Origin of the sequence: Collinsella sp. wc0529 (assembly GCF_046116875.1) — a bacterium.
Taxonomy (GTDB): Bacteria; Actinomycetota; Coriobacteriia; order Coriobacteriales; family Coriobacteriaceae; genus Collinsella.
Genome location: NZ_JBJXBO010000001.1, coordinates 1,461,400 through 1,476,997, shown reverse-complemented (window position 1 = coordinate 1,476,997; position 15,598 = coordinate 1,461,400). Strand labels below are relative to the sequence as shown.

15 protein-coding genes are annotated in these 15,598 nt (G+C 61.9%); 1 reads left to right on the top strand and 14 read right to left on the bottom strand.

Annotation, left to right across the window (positions count from 1 at the left end):
- Nucleotides 1-11 precede the first annotated feature (11 nt).
- The 14 genes from ACKUTP_RS06235 to rpsP form a co-directional block, all read right to left on the bottom strand.
- On the bottom strand, nucleotides 12-944 hold the full coding sequence (locus tag ACKUTP_RS06235; protein ID WP_117745984.1) for a DNA-processing protein DprA: 933 nt from the start codon (nucleotides 942-944) through the stop codon (nucleotides 12-14).
- The gene (locus tag ACKUTP_RS06230) at nucleotides 944-2,467 is read right to left on the bottom strand and encodes a YifB family Mg chelatase-like AAA ATPase (protein WP_055250022.1); all 1,524 of its coding nucleotides are present in this window, start codon (nucleotides 2,465-2,467) and stop codon (nucleotides 944-946) included. The genes ACKUTP_RS06235 and ACKUTP_RS06230 overlap by 1 nt, the downstream gene beginning before the upstream one ends.
- Nucleotides 2,467-2,952, bottom strand: a complete 486-nt coding sequence (locus tag ACKUTP_RS06225; protein ID WP_409063827.1) for a YraN family protein — start codon at nucleotides 2,950-2,952, stop codon at nucleotides 2,467-2,469. Before ACKUTP_RS06225 ends, ACKUTP_RS06230 begins: the two co-directional genes overlap by 1 nt.
- 189 nt (nucleotides 2,953-3,141) lie before the next feature.
- Nucleotides 3,142-3,930: a ribonuclease HII gene (locus ACKUTP_RS06220; RefSeq protein WP_055250018.1), complete on the bottom strand. Its 789-nt coding sequence runs from the start codon at nucleotides 3,928-3,930 to the stop codon at nucleotides 3,142-3,144.
- A gap of 93 nt (nucleotides 3,931-4,023) precedes the next feature.
- Nucleotides 4,024-4,365: a 50S ribosomal protein L19 gene (gene rplS / locus ACKUTP_RS06215; RefSeq protein ID WP_006236098.1), complete on the bottom strand. Its 342-nt coding sequence runs from the start codon at nucleotides 4,363-4,365 to the stop codon at nucleotides 4,024-4,026.
- A gap of 209 nt (nucleotides 4,366-4,574) precedes the next feature.
- Nucleotides 4,575-7,325 carry a pyruvate, phosphate dikinase gene (gene ppdK, locus ACKUTP_RS06210; protein WP_409063826.1) on the bottom strand — a complete coding sequence of 917 codons (2,751 nt, stop codon included), beginning with the start codon at nucleotides 7,323-7,325 and terminating at the stop codon, nucleotides 4,575-4,577.
- 296 nt (nucleotides 7,326-7,621) lie between these two features.
- A complete protein-coding gene (locus ACKUTP_RS06205; RefSeq protein WP_409063825.1) occupies nucleotides 7,622-8,497 on the bottom strand; it encodes a pyruvate, water dikinase regulatory protein in 876 nt (291 codons plus the stop codon).
- A gap of 34 nt (nucleotides 8,498-8,531) precedes the next feature.
- Nucleotides 8,532-10,628, bottom strand: coding sequence for a glycine--tRNA ligase subunit beta (gene glyS / locus ACKUTP_RS06200; protein ID WP_055309868.1), 2,097 nt, complete (start codon nucleotides 10,626-10,628; stop codon nucleotides 8,532-8,534).
- 3 nt (nucleotides 10,629-10,631) lie between these two features.
- A complete protein-coding gene (locus ACKUTP_RS06195) occupies nucleotides 10,632-11,543 on the bottom strand; it encodes a glycine--tRNA ligase subunit alpha (RefSeq protein WP_006236091.1) in 912 nt (303 codons plus the stop codon).
- Between the two features lie 59 nt (nucleotides 11,544-11,602).
- The gene (lepB, locus tag ACKUTP_RS06190) at nucleotides 11,603-12,166 is read right to left on the bottom strand and encodes a signal peptidase I (RefSeq protein ID WP_368145420.1); all 564 of its coding nucleotides are present in this window, start codon (nucleotides 12,164-12,166) and stop codon (nucleotides 11,603-11,605) included.
- 2 nt (nucleotides 12,167-12,168) lie between these two features.
- Nucleotides 12,169-12,927 (bottom strand): tRNA (guanosine(37)-N1)-methyltransferase TrmD, encoded by a 759-nt coding sequence (gene trmD, locus ACKUTP_RS06185; protein WP_117745952.1) that lies wholly within the window; start codon nucleotides 12,925-12,927, stop codon nucleotides 12,169-12,171.
- Between the two features lie 10 nt (nucleotides 12,928-12,937).
- Complete coding sequence (gene rimM, locus ACKUTP_RS06180; protein ID WP_226812527.1) at nucleotides 12,938-13,429, bottom strand: ribosome maturation factor RimM; 492 nt, start codon at nucleotides 13,427-13,429, stop codon at nucleotides 12,938-12,940.
- A 34-nt stretch (nucleotides 13,430-13,463) separates the two neighbouring features.
- Complete coding sequence (locus tag ACKUTP_RS06175; RefSeq protein ID WP_171021534.1) at nucleotides 13,464-13,709, bottom strand: KH domain-containing protein; 246 nt, start codon at nucleotides 13,707-13,709, stop codon at nucleotides 13,464-13,466.
- A gap of 42 nt (nucleotides 13,710-13,751) precedes the next feature.
- Complete coding sequence (gene rpsP, locus ACKUTP_RS06170) at nucleotides 13,752-14,093, bottom strand: 30S ribosomal protein S16 (protein ID WP_022094749.1); 342 nt, start codon at nucleotides 14,091-14,093, stop codon at nucleotides 13,752-13,754.
- Nucleotides 14,094-14,294: 201 nt separating this feature from the next.
- On the opposite strand from rpsP, the gene dinB reads away from it, so the two are divergent.
- On the top strand, nucleotides 14,295-15,548 hold the full coding sequence (dinB, locus tag ACKUTP_RS06165; RefSeq protein WP_409063824.1) for a DNA polymerase IV: 1,254 nt from the start codon (nucleotides 14,295-14,297) through the stop codon (nucleotides 15,546-15,548).
- Nucleotides 15,549-15,598: the final 50 nt, after the last annotated feature.

The following is a 15,598-nucleotide window of genomic DNA, read 5'->3' as shown; positions in this document are numbered from 1 at the left end:
CAAACACCTTTCTAATTGACACGTTTTCCATTGTGACCGAAGGGCGTCTGGGCGTGAAGGGCAAACTTGGAGGGCGCATACCTTCCATCCATCATGCGCTCGATAAGGCCCTCGAGTTCAAGCGAACCCAAGAGTTTGAGTACGCCGACAGCATCGAGTGAGACGAGCGCCGCGATGTCGTCGACCTTGAGCGGAGAGGCGATGAGCGCATGCATCACGGTCTGCTGTGTTGGATTCAGGTCGGCAATGCCGGGAGCATCGGGGCGCGAGTAGCGCAGGGTGCCGTATATGCGAGAGATAGCCATCTCGATGGACTCCTCGTCGACAATGCAGCAGGCACCGTTCGCAATGAGGTAATTCGTGCCACGCGACTCGGGCGATAGGATCGACCCCGGCACGGCAAGAAGTTCGCGCCCCAAATCCATAGCAGCCTCGGCTGTAGAAAACGTCCCGGAAGGCATACCCGCCTCGGATACAAAGAGGGCTTGCGACAGGGCCGCGATCACGCGATTGCGACGCGGAAAGGCAAACTTGCGCGGACCCATGCCCCACGGAGAGATCGACACGACCGCGCCGCCCGTATCGAGCGTGCGCGTAATAAGCCCCGCGCTCGAACGCGGGTAGACCACGTCGGCGCCCGTCCCCAGCACCACGACGTGTTTGCCGCCGGCGTTGACCGCAGCCCAACCCGAGGCCTGGTCACAACCGACTGCACCGCCCGAAACTACCGTCACTCCCGCCTCAACCGCCACCTTCGCCGCAAGCTCTGCCACGGCAAGACCATACGGCGAGGCCTTTCGCGCACCGATGATGGAGAGCGCGGGCGTCGAAAGCGCCTCGGGGTTGCCGCGCACATAGAGCGTCTGAGGTACATCAGAAAGCTCCAAAACGGTCTCGGGATACAACGCGTCACCTGGATGCAGCTCGAAGGTCCCCTCAGCCATCATTGGTCCCTCCTTCCCTGGTACATCGCCGCCTCGAGCACGTGGTCCTGCGTCACCTGCTCGCTCTCGGCGACATCTGCGATCGTGCGCGCAATGCGAACAAGGCGCACGATGCCACGCCCTGTGAGATGCGTGCGCTTCGACAGGCCGAGCACACACTTCTCCGCCGCATCATCGAGCTCAAAGGTCGAAACGACGCCGTCAATGGACCGAGTCTCGTCATCCTCGGCCTCGGCATCCGCATCGTCCATGCGGGATTCGCGCCAAGCGCGAAAGGCGCGACCGCGCACAACGTAGTCACGTAACTCGGCCGACGACATGCCCTCCGCACCCTCGATAATCACTTGAGGGTCGGGACGGGTCACATCGATCATCATGTCGATACGGTCGGCCAAAGGACCGCGCAGTTTAGACCGATAGCGCTCGACCATCGCCGCCGAGCAGCGACACGGCACCTCGCGATCGCCCAAAAAGCCGCAGGGGCAGGGATTGCTCGCAGCCAGCAGCTGAAAGCGCGACGGGAAGGTAAAAGCCCCGTCGACGCGTACGATCCTCACGTAGCCGCGCTCGATGGGCTGACGCAGCGTCTGCAGCACGCCAGTGGGAAACTCGGCAAGCTCGTCCAAAAAGAGCACGCCGCCATGAGCAAGGCTGATCTCACCCGGGTGCACCGGGCGCCCGCCGCCGATAAGGCCTGCGGTCGAAATACTGTGGTGGGGACTGCGGAAGGGGCGGTGCCCCGCCAACAAGCCATCAATGTTCTCACCCAAAACCGAATGGATGCACAGTGCCTCCTGCTGATCCTCAACGGAAAGCTCGGGCAGGATGCCGGTCATACGGCGTGCGAGCATCGTCTTGCCCGATCCCGGAGACCCGATCATGAGCAAGCCGAGTTCTCCTGCCGCCGCAAGCGCCATGCCGCGTTTAGCGACTTCCTGCCCCAGCACGTCTGCATAGTCGAGCTCGGGCTCAAAGGTCGCCTCGACACCCTCGGAATCCAAGTAGTGCCGTGCGGCATCGCCCATGCCATGAGCAAGCTGAGACAGATGGTCGATAAAGCCGCAATCTACGCCCGCGAGTGGCACATGCTGGTCGGACCTGCCGGCGATAAAAGACAGCCCCATGTCGCGAGCCAATAGCTGAAACGCCACCTCGCCCTTGACGGGAAGCACCGTACCGTCCAGACCAAGCTCACCTGCGATAAGGCAGCGATCGAGGTTGTCACGGGGAATCTGCTCATCGGCCGCTAGAACCGCGATGGCGATGGGCAGGTCAAAGCCGCTACCGGTCTTGCGGATATCGCCGGGTGCCAGGTTAACGGTAATGCCCGAGCGCGGGATCTCGAACCCGGCGGAGCGCATCGCGCAGCGAATACGACCGCGTGACTCCATCACCTCCATACTCGGAATGCCGAGCATCTGGATGCCCGGAACGCCACCGGCAAGCGAGACCTCGACCGTGACGTGAATCGCCTCGACGCCGCGGATGCAGGCCGCGTGAACGGCAAACGTCTCGAACGCCATCACGACACCTGCCAATCGAACGCGTTGTACTGATGCTCGATCTCGGCGATATGCCCGCCGCGGATGGTGACACCCACAGCATCGAAGCGAATCGCCTTGAGCGGATAGTGCTCCATGAGATAGCAACTTGCGATACGGCGATACCGACGCTGCTTTTGGGCATCCACGGCCTCCTCGGGAAAGACCCGCGTGGTGCAATCCAGGGCGACGCGCCTGGTCTTGACCTCGGCCATCACCACGACATCGTCGAGCTCATCGAGCAGCACCAGATCGGCCTCGCCCTCGGTGCAACGATAGCCCTGCTCCAGCAAGGTGTAGCCGCGCTCGTTAAAGTAGTCGATGGTGAGCAGCTCGCCCAGCATGCCTAGCTCGCGGGGACTGAGTCCCTTGATAAACTCGGGCGTCATCGCCCCGGAGTCGAGCTCGCCGTTTTCCCAACGCTCCTTGAGCTGCTGCGTCTTGCTCTTTTTGCTTGCGGCACTCATGGGGTCTCCTTTCCCGCACACTGCATTGCCCCGATGATGAGGGCACCTTTCATGCGGGTAAGTACCGGAAGCAAACCAAAAGCTGACCAAATGCCGTCAAAAAACGGGCCGTACGCAACAATGGTGTTGCATACGGCCCGCTACCAGCAGGTTTATAAAACCCCAGAGGTCCATGTCTCCACAATTGGCCTAGAAAAGGCGCTCAGTCTGCAGAAAGTTTCCGCAAAAGCTCACGCGGTGCAGCGGACAAAGTCCATGTTTGCGAATGGCCTCGATGTGCTCGGGGCTCGCATAGCCCTTCGACTCGGCCAGATGGTACTCGGGATACTCGGCGTCGTACTCGACCATCATCTCGTCACGCGTGACCTTGGCCATGATGGACGCCGCGGCGATGCAGGCGATCTTGGCATCGCCCTTCACCACATCGCGCTCGTTAGGAACGGCGCCCAAGGGGTTGCCATCCATAAGCACGCAATCGGGCTCGAGCCCCGTATCGGCCACGGCGCCCGCAACGGCGGTACGGATAGCACGGGCCATGCCCATCTCATCGATATCCTTAGGCGCGATATGGCAAAAACCGATCGCCGTCGCCACCTCGGCAATCTTCACTGAGAGCAACTCGCGGCGCGCCGGCGTGAGCTTTTTGGAATCGTTGATGCCCCAGACGCGCGGCTCCATAGGAAGGCAGACAGCGCATACCGTCAAAGGACCGGCCACCGATCCGCGACCCACCTCGTCGACACCAACGACCACTCCATCGCCGCCAAGCTCATGCATAAGCTCGTACATGTCATTGACGCGCTCGCGCTCGGCAAGCTCTTTGGCATGGCGTTTGAGGGCGCGTTCGCAAGCCTTGATCACCTGCTGGCGCGGGTCCTCGCGATAATGCTCCACGAGGGCGGGAATCTCCTCAAACGTAGCGCTCGCCAGCTCGCCAGCAACTTGCGATGCCGAAACCGAGCTCGTCATATTGGCCATACCAGGCCCTCCTTGCATGCAAATCGGATAAAAAGAAGGGCCACCCGAAGGTGACCCTTACGTCCAAACGAGTGGACAGACGCTGCGATCTTCTTAGCGCTTCTCGGGGATGCGAGCAGCCTTGCCCACCTTGTCGCGGAGGTAGTACAGCTTGGCGCGACGGACGCGACCATGACGAACGACCTCGAGCTTGGCGATCTTGGGGCTGTGAAGCGGGAAGGTACGCTCAACACCGACACCGAAGGACATCTTGCGGACGGTGAAGGTCTCGCGGGCACCGGCGCCGGCCATGCGGATGACGTCGCCCTGGAAGACCTGGATGCGCTCGCGGTCGCCTTCCTTAATGCGGTAGTGAACCTTGACGTTGTCGGCGACGCGAACCTGAGGAATGTCCTCGCGGATCTGCTGACGCTCGATTGCGCGGATGTAATCCATGTGCAATTCCTTACTCTTCTAGAGGTGCCGTACCACCTTGGCCGGCACGTAGTTGAACAAACGTATTCGAGTATACACGCGCGGGTTTCTGCTGCAAGAACAATTTTTTACGCAGACAAAAAGACAAAACCCGCACATGATAACCGCCCGCCTCACGAATGAGACGGGCGGCATGAAGGGGGCTACGCTAGGCGTCTAAACCCAAAACGTTAGGCGGAACGCTTGGCCTCGAGCTTGGCCTGAGCGGCAGCCAGGCGTGCGAGGGGCACGCGGTAGGGCGAGCAGGACACGTAGTCCACGTCGGCCACGTTAAACAGGCCTTTGATGGACTTGGGGTCGCCGCCGTGCTCGCCGCACACGCCAAAGTGCATGTCGGGGTTGGTGGCGCGACCCTTCTCGACGGCCATACGCACCAGCTCGAGCACCGCTGTGTCGATGGTCTCGAAGGGATTGTCCTTCAAGATCTTCTTATGCATGTACAGCGGGATGAACTTAGCCTCGGCGTCATCACGCGAGAAACCGAAGGTCGTCTGGGTGAGGTCGTTGGTGCCAAAGCAGAAGAAGTCTGCGTGATGGGCGATCTCATCAGCGACCATGCAGGCGCGCGGCAGCTCGAGCATCGTGCCCACGGGAATATTGAGCTCGACGCCCTCTTCGTCGGAAACCTCGGCGATCACGCGCTCGATAACCTCGCGGGTCTGAACATGCTCGGCCGTAATGGAAACGAGCGGGACCATAATCTCGGGACGCGGATCGACGCCCTCCTTGATGAGGCGAGCGGCAGCCGTGGCGACGGAGCGGACCTGCATGAGCGGCAGATCGCTAAAGACGATGGACAGGCGCACGCCGCGTAGGCCGAGCATCGGGTTGGACTCGACCATGCCGTCGATACGACGCAGGCGGGCGCGCAGGACGGCAAGCTCTTCCTCGCTGGCGCCAGCGGCTTCCTTCTTGGTGATGGCGACCTCGAGCTCGCGAGGATTATCCAGGAACTCATGAAGCGGCGGATCGAGCAGGCGGACGACCACATCGCGACCGGACATGGTCTTGAACATCGCCAGGAAGTCCTCGGTCTGAACCTTGAGCAGGTCGGCCAGGGCCTGCTGCTTCACGGCCTCATCGTCAGACAGGATAAAGCTCTGGATGATGTTCTTGCGGTCGCCCAGGAACATGTGCTCGGTGCGGCACAGGCCGATGGCCTCGGCGCCAAACTCGAGCGCGAGCGCGGCATCCTCGGGGTTGTCGGCATTAACGCGCACATGGTTGGCATGGCCACCGGTCTCGTCCAGGCGAATCTCGTCGGCCCAGGATAGGATGGTGTCCAGATCGCCGGTGAGCTCGGCGGAGACCAGGTCAACGGCGCCGTCGACGACGATACCCTGGGTGCCGTCGATGGAGATAACGTCGCCCTCGTGCAGCACGCGGTCGCTGCCCTCGATGCGCACGACCTTCTCGGCGGCGTCGATATGGAAGCGCTCAACGCCACAGACGCAGGGCGTACCCATGCCGCGGGCGATAACGGCGGCATGGCTCGTCTTGCCACCGTGGCTGGTCAGGATGCCCTCGGCGGCTACCATGCCCTTCAGGTCATCGGGGTTGGTCTCCCAGCGAACCAGAATGACCTTGTGGCCCTCGTTGGCGCGCGCGACGGCGTCGTCGCTCGAGAACACGACCTCGCCCACGGCGGCACCGGGGCTGGCGTTCAGACCGCTGGCCAGCGTCTCGTACCTCTTGGAGGCGTCAAACTGCGGGTGCAGGAGTTGGTCGAGCTGCGCGGGATCGATGCGGCTCACGGCCTCCTCGCGGGTGATCAGGCCCTCCTCGACCATTTCGATAGCGATGCGCAGGGCGGCGGTGGCGGTGCGCTTGCCCACGCGGGTCTGGAGCATCCAGAGCTTGCCCTGCTCGATGGTGAACTCGATATCGCACATATCGCGATAATGATCCTCGAGCGTCAGGAACACGCGCTCGAGCTCCTCACCTGCGGACTCGAGGCCCGGGGTGGTCTTGAGGTCGGCAATGGGCTCGGTGTTGCGGATGCCGGCGACGACGTCCTCGCCCTGGGCGTTAACCAGAAAATCGCCGTAGAACTCCTTAGTGCCATCGGCCGGGTTGCGCGTAAAGGCGACGCCAGTCGCAGAGGTCTCGCCCTTGTTGCCAAAGGCCATGGCCTGCACGTTGACGGCGGTGCCGAGGTCGTCGGAAATGCCATGCTGCTTGCGGTAGATGCAGGCACGCTCGTTCATCCAGCTGCCAAAGACGGCCTGGATGGCAAGGCGTAGCTGAAGCTCCGGGTCGTGCGGGAAGACAGGCTTGCCGTCAGCAACCTCGAGCTCGGGATACAGGGAAGCATCGACGTTCTCAGAGAAAATCCCCTTGAAGGTCTCGACGAGCTCCTGCAGATCCTCGGCCGAAAGCTCGGAATCGACGCGAACACCAGCGACCAGGCGTGCCCGGGTCAGCGCGTTCTCGAACAGGTCAGCGTCGACGCCCATAACGACGTTGGAGAACATCTGAATAAAGCGGCGGTAGCTATCCCAGGCAAAACGCGGATTTTGCGTCTGAGCGATGAGCCCCTGAACGGAGTCGTCGTTGAGGCCTAAGTTGAGGACCGTGTCCATCATGCCGGGCATGGAAAACGGAGCGCCCGAGCGAACCGACACGAGCAGCGGATCGGAGGCGTCACCGAGCTTTTTGCCGCAGCGGGACTCGAGGTCTTCCTCGGCGGCAACGATCTCATCGAGCGCGCCTTCGGGCCAGACGTTGCCGGCACCGGAGTACTCAACACAGGTCTGGCAGGTAATGGTAAAACCACCGGGAACCGGCAGGCCGATGCGGCTCATCTCGGCAAGGTTTGCGCCCTTGCCGCCAAGCACGAAGTTCATGGACTTGTCGCCCTCGGTGACACAGGTGCCCTGGGCGTCGGTTCCAAAACGGTAAACTCTCTTGCAATCGCTCACGATACTTCCCCTTCCATGCGCTTACGCACACGACCGTGGTAACGAATCGACCCGCCAGATGCGGGCCATGAGGGAACTATACGGCGGGTTTTGAGCGGGCTTAAGCAGAGGATGCGCGGTTTGGTAAACGTGCTAAAACTGGCGGTAAATGGTAGGTAAAGGTGGTTACCTTATGAAGATACCACTTCAATAAACTTGCAGGTCAAATGCAAGTAATTTGCTAAATCGCTTTACCATTATCGTGCATTATTTTTAGTTAGTCTTTTTAGACGGGGCTTTTTAGCTACCCCAATAAGCTAGCTTTGTTGGGCTCGACGGGCGGCGCGGCGGGCACGGGCTTCTTGGATTTCCTCCAAGTGGTTAATGATCTCGGCAGCGCTTTCCTCGATGGCCTTGCCGTCGGTACGCACCACAAAGCAGCCTAGGCGCTTCATGAGCGCACGGGCTTCCTCGAGCTCGCTGTGCACGCTCTCAGGCTCGGCATAGGAGCCGGCAACGGCACGAGCGTAGTCATCGCCCAAGCGGCTATCGCGAATTTCGGAAATCACATCGACGGTCGAAATCAGGCCGAACAGGCGCATCGGGTCGACCTCGTAAATCGACTTGGGCGGCTCCATGCCATGCGCCAGTGGGACATTGGCGACCTTGTAGCCCTGATAGGCCAAATACATCGACAGCGGCGTCTTGGACGTGCGCGATACGCCCAGCAGCACGATATCGGCACCCGACAGATCGTCGCAGCCGCGCCCGTCATCGTGCTCAACGAAATACTCCATGGCCTCGATACGATGGAAATAGCGGTCATCGGTCTTGTGAATCACGCCCGCAACGCCCTTGGGCGGCACACCGATGAGCGACGACAGCACGGCGAGCGTCGGGCCGATCAGGTCGACCGAACGGATATGCAGCATGCCCAGGTAATCGAGCACACGGGCGCGAAGCGCCGGATCGACAATGGTGTGGAACACGGCAATATCGCGATGATCGGCATCGACGCGCGGACCCACAAACGACTTGACCTGCTCCACCGAGTTCACCTTGGGCAGGCGCAAGAGACGAAAAGCCCCTTCATCAAATTGCCCGGACGCCGCAAGCACCACCTCACAAGCGGTATCACCGAGCGAGTCGGAGATAACGATAACGGTGGGACGAGCGGTGACCGGGCAATCCATGCGGGGCTCCTTTTGCGCTTATGCGCAGGCTGGCTTACTTTTTGCGAGCAAGCTCACCGATGTTTGCGATGCCGGAGAAAACGGCCTCGAAGCGGTTGAGCAGCTTAAGGCGATTATCGCGAAGCTGCTCGTCCTTGTCCATGACCATGACCTCGTCGAAGAAGCGGTCGATGGGGGCGCGCAGGGCGGCAAGGGCGGCAAATGCGGCCGGGTAATCCTCGGCAGCAAGGGCGGCGTCGACAGCGGTCTGAGCAGCCTCGGAGGCATCGGCAAGCGCGAGCTCGACCTCGCCCATCAGGGCGCGGTCGTACTCCGCGCCCAGCTCGGGCTTGGAGATGTGCGCGGCGCGGGCATAGGCGGTCGCCAGGTTATCGAACGTCTCAGCGTCGTTCTTGCGGGCCTCGTCGAGGGCGGCGCAGCGGGCGAAGAAGACGGACGGGGCGATGATGTGCACCGCGGAGACGGCGGCAACGGTATCGGCCGGGATCTTTTCGTCGCGGGCCATGCTCACCAGACGGCCGTGGAAGAAGTCGCGAACCTGCTGAGCGACCTCGGCGGCGTCGAACTCGATACCCTGCTCGCTATAGAGCTCAAGGGCAAAGTCGATAAGCGACGTGGGATCGATCGGCAGACGGTCGCGCAGGATGTTGATGATGCCGATGGCGGCGCGACGCAGCGCGTAGGGGTCGGAGGAGCCGGTCGGGGGCTCGCCGATGGCAAAAATACCGGCGATGGTATCGAGCTTGTCGGCGCAGGCCACGATGCAGCCAGCGGTGCCCTCGGGCAACTCGTCACCGGCAAAGCGGGGACGATAGTGATCGCGGATGGCATGGGCGACCTCGTCATTCTCCCCCATCGCGGTCGCGTAATAACCGCCCATCACGCCCTGCTGGCTCGTGAACTCGACGACGGCGTTAGACACCAGGTCGGCCTTGCACAGGTGCGCGGCGCGAGCAGCGTCGGCGGCCAGGTGGGCGCCCAGATGGGCCTCGCGAGCGATGGCAAGCGCGAGTTGCTCAATGCGCTCGGACTTGGCGAGCACGCTACCGAGCTTCTCCTGGAAGGCGACCTTGGCCAGACGCTCGCGGAACTCGTCGAGGGAGATCTTCAGGTCCTCCTCGTAGAAGAACTTGGCGTCGTCCAGACGGGCGCGCACGACGCGCTCGTTGCCGTCAATCACGCGCTCGGCATTCTCGGGCTTGCTGTTGGAAACGACCACGAACTCACGCGTGAGCTTGCCCTCGCCGTCATAGATCGGGAAGTAGCGCTGGTTGGTGAGCATGGACTCGCAGATAATCTCGTGCGGGACCTTGAGAAACTCCTCATCGAAGGTACCGACGAGCACCGTCGGCCACTCGCAGAGGTTAATGACCTCCTCAAAGACCTTCTTGGGCGTATCGACATGGCAGCCGGGACGGGCAGCCTCGACCTCGGCGATACCGGCGAGGATGGCCTCACGACGACGCTCGGCAGAAAGCACACCGGCGTCCTCGAGCACCTGCTCGTAGACGGCGGGGCTGGCGACCACATGGTCACCGGGGCCAAGCACGCGATGACCACGCGTGGTGTTGCCACTCGTCACGTCGGCAAACGACACGGGCACAACGTCCTCGCCCAGAAGGCAGCAGATCCAGCGGACCGGACGAACAAAGGTCGCATGCTCGTGACCCCAGCGCTGAGAGCGGTAGTTGGGCCACTGCAGGCCAGCGATAGTCTTCTCGCACAGGGCCGTCAGGATCGGGGTGGCCGGGGCGGAAGGGATGTTCTTCTCGGCAAAGACGTACTCACGGCCGTCGGTGTCCTCGCGACGGACCAGATCCTCGGCAGCCACACCGCACTTGCGGGCGAAGCCCTGGGCGGCCTTGGTGGCGTTACCGTCGGCATCGAAGGCGATGTTGGCCGCGGGGCCGCGCTTGACCTCGTGAACCTCGTCGGTCGCGGTGGCGACGTCAGCAACGAGCGCAGCCAGGCGGCGCGGGCTCGAGATCACACGGACCTCGCCGTGGGCCAGACCGGCCTCGTCGAGACCCTTGGCGATCATGGTGCCAAGCTGCTTGACGGCATTGTTCAGCGGTGCGGAGGGCATTTCTTCCGTACCGATCTCAAACAGGAAATCCTTAGCGTCTGCCATGGCTTACGCCACCTCGCCTTCCTGATCGGCATTCTCGTTGACTCCGGCGACCTCGGCCATGTAGGCCTCGCAGCACGCCTTGGCGACGGCGCGGACGCGCAGGATGTAGTTGGCACGCTCGACCGCGGACAGGGCGCCGCGAGCATCGAGCAGGTTGAAAGCGTGGCTGCACTTCATGACGCAGTCATATGCCGGCAGCGGCAGCTTGCGCTCCAGGCAGGAATGGCACTCGGCCTCGTAGTCGTCAAACTTCTGACGCATCATCTCGACGTTGGCGACCTCAAAGTTATAGGCACTGAACTCGCGCTCGTTCTCGAGGAACACGTCGCCATAGGTCATGGGCGTGCCGTCGGGCAGGTAGCTCCACACCAGGTCGTAGACCGAGTTAACGCCCTGGGCGTACATGGCGATACGCTCCAGGCCGTAGGTGATCTCGACGGGCACGGGGTCGACCTCGATGCCGCCCACCTGCTGGAAGTACGTAAACTGCGTGACCTCCATGCCATTGAGCCAGACCTCCCAGCCAAGGCCCCAGGCGCCGAGCGTCGGGCTCTCCCAGTCGTCCTCGACAAAGCGGACGTCATGGTCGTTGGGGTCCAGGCCAATGGCGGCCAGCGAACCCAGGTAGAGCTCCTGGGCGTTGACCGGCGAGGGCTTGATGAGCACCTGGAACTGATAGTAGTGCTGCATGCGGTTGGGGTTCTCGCCGTAGCGGCCGTCGGCGGGACGGCGGCAGGGCTGTGCATAGCAGGTGCGCCACTCGGCGGGACCGAGCGAGCGCAGCGTGGTCGCGGTATGGAAGGTACCGGCACCGACCTCGGAGTCATAGGGCTGCATGATGACGCAGCCCTGCTCGCCCCAGTACTGCTGGAGGCGCAGGATGATGTCTTGGAAGGAAAGCGATGAAGCGTTCATGCCTCTAATATCCCCTCGTCGAAACGATTACACGGTTAGGTACTGTACTATAGCGGTTTTTAGTCGATAGCGCCGATGCGGTTGAACGGCCAGTAGCGCACAAGCGCCACTGCGATCAAATCAGAGCGATCGACGGGACCAAAATAACGTGAGTCGGCAGAGTTTTCGCGATTGTCGCCCATCACCCACACGCACCCGTCGGGAACCGTGTAGGGATAGCTTACCTGAGCGCCGGGCGCTTGGACCGAAAGCGGCCAGCTCATGCCCGTCGTATAGTCCTCGTCGAGCGCTTGGCCGTCAACGACCACCTTGCCATCCTGCAGGTCGACCGTCTGGCCGGCCGTGGCAATAACACGCTTGACAAGAACATCATGCTCGGAGGTGCCATCGGGGTTGTGAAACACCACGATATCACCCTGCTTGACGGGCTGACCGAGCTCGAGGCTCACCTTTTGTGCCAGGATCTGGTCGCCAATCTCGATCGTGGACTCCATGGAGCCGGTGGGCACCACAAAGGGCTCGACCACAAACGAGCGAATCAAGAAGGTGGCCACGAGCGCGATCGCGATGACCGCGATCCACTCAAAAGCGCCCCTCAACGCGGAATGCTGCGATGGAACCATTCTCACTCCTCGCTCTGCGAATACGCAGCGTCCAAAATCTCCTGCGCGTAAGCGCGCTCCTGGGGCGTAAGGCGCGCCGTCTCGATCAGATCGGGACGCCAGCGGCAGGTGCGCTCGATGGCGTTCTTGCGACGCCAGGCATCGACCTTGGCATGATCGCCACTCACGAGCACCGGCGGCACGCCCTCGCCGTTGAACTCGGCAGGACGGGTGTACTGCGCGTACTCGAGCAGTCCTCCGTCCTCGGCGGTCGAGAACGACTCGTCGACGTTGCTCATCTCGTCGCCCAGGGCGCCGGGAATCAGGCGTACGACGGCATCGGCAACGACCATAGCGGGAAGCTCGCCGCCCGTAAGCACGTAGTCGCCGATCGACAGACGCTCATCGGCATACGCATACGCGCGCTCGTCGACGCCCTCGTAGCGACTGCACACAAACAGCAGGCGCTCACTTTTGAGCAGGCGCTCGGCCACATGCTGCGTAAAGGGCTCGCCACAGGGGGTAAAGAACACCACAGTGGGCTTGGGACCCTCTGCGCTAATGGCCTCGATGGCCTCGGCGATAGGCTCGACCTTCATGAGCATGCCCTGCCCGCCGCCGTACGGCTCGTCATCGACGGTACGATGGCGGTCGTGCGTCCAGTCGCGCAGGTTATACGCCTTAAAATCAAAAAGGCCGGCCTTGCGGGCGCGGCCCAAGATCGATGTGGACATGACGGGCTCAAACATCTCGGGAAAGACCGAAAGGGTCTCGATCAGCATGTTGTCCTCCCTACTTGTCCATATCGATCAGGCCGTCCATAACGTGGACGGAAATTGTTCCTGTGTCGGGAAGATCGAGCACGACCTGCTCGATCACGGGAATCAGCACCTCGCCGTACCGATCACCCTCGACAACCCAAACATCGTTGGCGGGCGTCGACATGATCTCGACGATCGTACCGAGCGAACCGAAGCGCTCGTCGACCACCTCGCGACCCATCAGGTCGGTATAGGCAGCGTCGAGCGAATCGAGCTCAAAGTCGTCACGATTTGCCAGCACGTAGCATCCCGTGATGCCCTCGGCGGCCGTCAAGTCGTCAATGCCCTCAAACGAGACCAGATCGCCATCGCCCGTATCGGTGACGGACACGACCGTGCAAAAGCGGTCGCGCTTGAGCGCCGGCGGCGTCAGGGCGACGCGCATACCCGGCTCTAATACAGAAGGAAGCCCCCGCAGCGGCTGCGCGAGGACCTCCCCCTTCCTTCCGTGCGGCTTGACCACACGGGCGATGTTTTTGTACTGGGACCTCAAGGTCCTAGCCCAGAACCTCTACCTCGACAGCAGTGTCGAGGCGAGCGGCCAGTGCACGGGCGAGCGTGCGAATGGCCTTGATGGTACGGCCACGACGGCCGATGACCTTAGCGACATCATCCTCGGCGACCGAAACCTCAATCGTAGAGGCGTCGTCACCATCGATGACCTCAAGGCTCACGGAATCCGGGTCGTCGACGATCTGAACAACGAGATATTCGACGAGATCGGCGATGCGATCTGAGAGCATTGCCTCACCCTCGAGCTGTGCAGCGTCAACCTCAGGCACGATTTACTCCTCGGCACCCTCAGCGGCCTCAGCGGCAGCCTTAGCGGCCTCGGCCTCTTTGGCGAGCTGCTTCTTGGACTTCTTGACGACGGTCTCAGTCTTCTCGCCCTCGTTGGCGGCCTTGACCAGAGCGGCGACGGCGTCGGTGAGCTGAGCGCCCTTGGACTGCCAGTCGGCGATCTTCTCGAGGTCGAGGTTGATGGTCTTGGGGGCGGTCATCGGGTTGTAGCGGCCAACCTCCTCGATGATACGACCGTCACGCGGGGCGCGGGAATCGGCGACGACGACACGGTAGTACGGACGCTTCTTAGCGCCGTGACGAGCAAGGCGAATCTTGACTGCCAAAGGAAACTCCTCCAACCAAGCAGCTTTAGGCTGCAACTACAAACAAACAGTTGAACATAATACGCCATCGACGCGGGCAGGTGAAGTCCGTGAGACCAACTTCTTCGGTGTAGTCGAGGGCAAATCCATATCTTAGACAAGAATTCGGGATTTGCAAGCACATACACGCACCCCACATGAGCTGCGCGGTATACTCATGACATGGAAAGACGCGAACATACATACGGTTATGAGGATGCCACGGGCGTCACGCCGCCTCCCTGGACGGGTCCGGCGGTGGGCCTCATGGACCTCGATGCGTTTTTTGCGAGCGTGGAGATGCTCGACCATCCCGAATGGCGCGGAAAACCGCTCATCGTGGGCGGAGACGCCGATTCGCGTGGCGTCGTGTCCACGTGTTCGTATGAGGCACGTCGCTTTGGCGTGCACTCTGCCATGGCCTCGGCCGAGGCGCGGCGCTTGTGCCCGCAAGCCATTTGGACGCACGGGCACTTTGATCGCTACCGCGAGGTGAGCGCGCAGGTCATGGCGATTCTCGCCGACGAGACCCCGCGCGTTGAGCGCGTATCCATCGATGAGGCCTTTATCGATATCACACCGGGTCGCTTTGCGCCCGAAGACCCGCTACTGGTTGCGCAGCGTATAAGCGACCGCGTGGCAGCGCTGGGTGTGACCTGCTCCATTGGCGTGGGCTGCAACAAGACGGTCGCAAAGATCGCAAGCGAGCGGGACAAGCCGTTTGGGCTGACCATCGTGCGCCCCGGAACCGAGCAGCGCTTTTTGGCCGCGCTGCCGGTATCTGCCATGAGCGGCATAGGGCGCTCGGCCGAGGAGCGACTGCTCCGCATGCGCATCTACACCCTCGGCGAGCTTTCGCGCGCGCCTGAGTCCACACTGGCCTCTATTTTTGGCGTCAACGGCGAACGCATGCGCCAGCGTGCGCTGGGACTCGAAATCTCCGAAGTCACGAGCCTCGATGAAGAGCGAGAGGTCAAGTCGGTCAGCAATGAACGCACCTTTGCTAAAGATCTGACTGAGCGTGGGGATATTGAGGCGGCAATTGCGCTGTTGGGAGAGTCAGTGGGACGCCGCCTGCGCCGTCAGGGGCTGACGGGTGCCACGGTAACGCTCAAGCTTAAGTATTCGTATGGCAGCGGGCGTACGGCACAGCGCCGGCTGCCTCATCCGACCGACGATGAGAACATCTTCGTGGCGGTTGCACTCGAACTGCTCGACAACATCTGGCAGGAAGGCATGCATGTTCGCTTAGCGGGCATCGGCATGAGCGACTTCGACCACCAAGGCGGCATCCAGACCGACCTGTTCTGCGAGATCGATGACCGCGGAGCCCAATCCAGCGACCGCCGCGACCTCTCCGTCGCCATCGACGCCGTCCGAGACAAGTTCGGCGACACCGCCCTATCCTTCGGCCGCCAATCCCGCTTCAACGATTAACCGCCTTTGGGTAAAAAGAAAGCCGGGCAGGTGCGGAAAACCGCACCTGC

What these genes read in the sequence shown, in the direction of transcription:
- ACKUTP_RS06235 (WP_117745984.1), bottom strand. Translation starts at nt 944, where the DNA reads ATGGCTGAGGGGACCTTCGAGCTGCATCCAGGTGACGCGTTGTATCCC.
- ACKUTP_RS06230 (WP_055250022.1), bottom strand. Translation starts at nt 2,467, where the DNA reads ATGGCGTTCGAGACGTTTGCCGTTCACGCGGCCTGCATCCGCGGCGTC.
- ACKUTP_RS06225 (WP_409063827.1), bottom strand. Translation starts at nt 2,952, where the DNA reads ATGAGTGCCGCAAGCAAAAAGAGCAAGACGCAGCAGCTCAAGGAGCGT.
- ACKUTP_RS06220 (WP_055250018.1), bottom strand. Translation starts at nt 3,930, where the DNA reads ATGGCCAATATGACGAGCTCGGTTTCGGCATCGCAAGTTGCTGGCGAG.
- rplS (WP_006236098.1), bottom strand. Translation starts at nt 4,365, where the DNA reads ATGGATTACATCCGCGCAATCGAGCGTCAGCAGATCCGCGAGGACATT.
- ACKUTP_RS06205 (WP_409063825.1), bottom strand. Translation starts at nt 8,497, where the DNA reads ATGGATTGCCCGGTCACCGCTCGTCCCACCGTTATCGTTATCTCCGAC.
- glyS (WP_055309868.1), bottom strand. Translation starts at nt 10,628, where the DNA reads ATGGCAGACGCTAAGGATTTCCTGTTTGAGATCGGTACGGAAGAAATG.
- ACKUTP_RS06195 (WP_006236091.1), bottom strand. Translation starts at nt 11,543, where the DNA reads ATGAACGCTTCATCGCTTTCCTTCCAAGACATCATCCTGCGCCTCCAG.
- lepB (WP_368145420.1), bottom strand. Translation starts at nt 12,166, where the DNA reads ATGGTTCCATCGCAGCATTCCGCGTTGAGGGGCGCTTTTGAGTGGATC.
- trmD (WP_117745952.1), bottom strand. Translation starts at nt 12,927, where the DNA reads ATGCTGATCGAGACCCTTTCGGTCTTTCCCGAGATGTTTGAGCCCGTC.
- ACKUTP_RS06175 (WP_171021534.1), bottom strand. Translation starts at nt 13,709, where the DNA reads ATGCTCTCAGATCGCATCGCCGATCTCGTCGAATATCTCGTTGTTCAG.
- dinB (WP_409063824.1), top strand. Translation starts at nt 14,295, where the DNA reads ATGGAAAGACGCGAACATACATACGGTTATGAGGATGCCACGGGCGTC.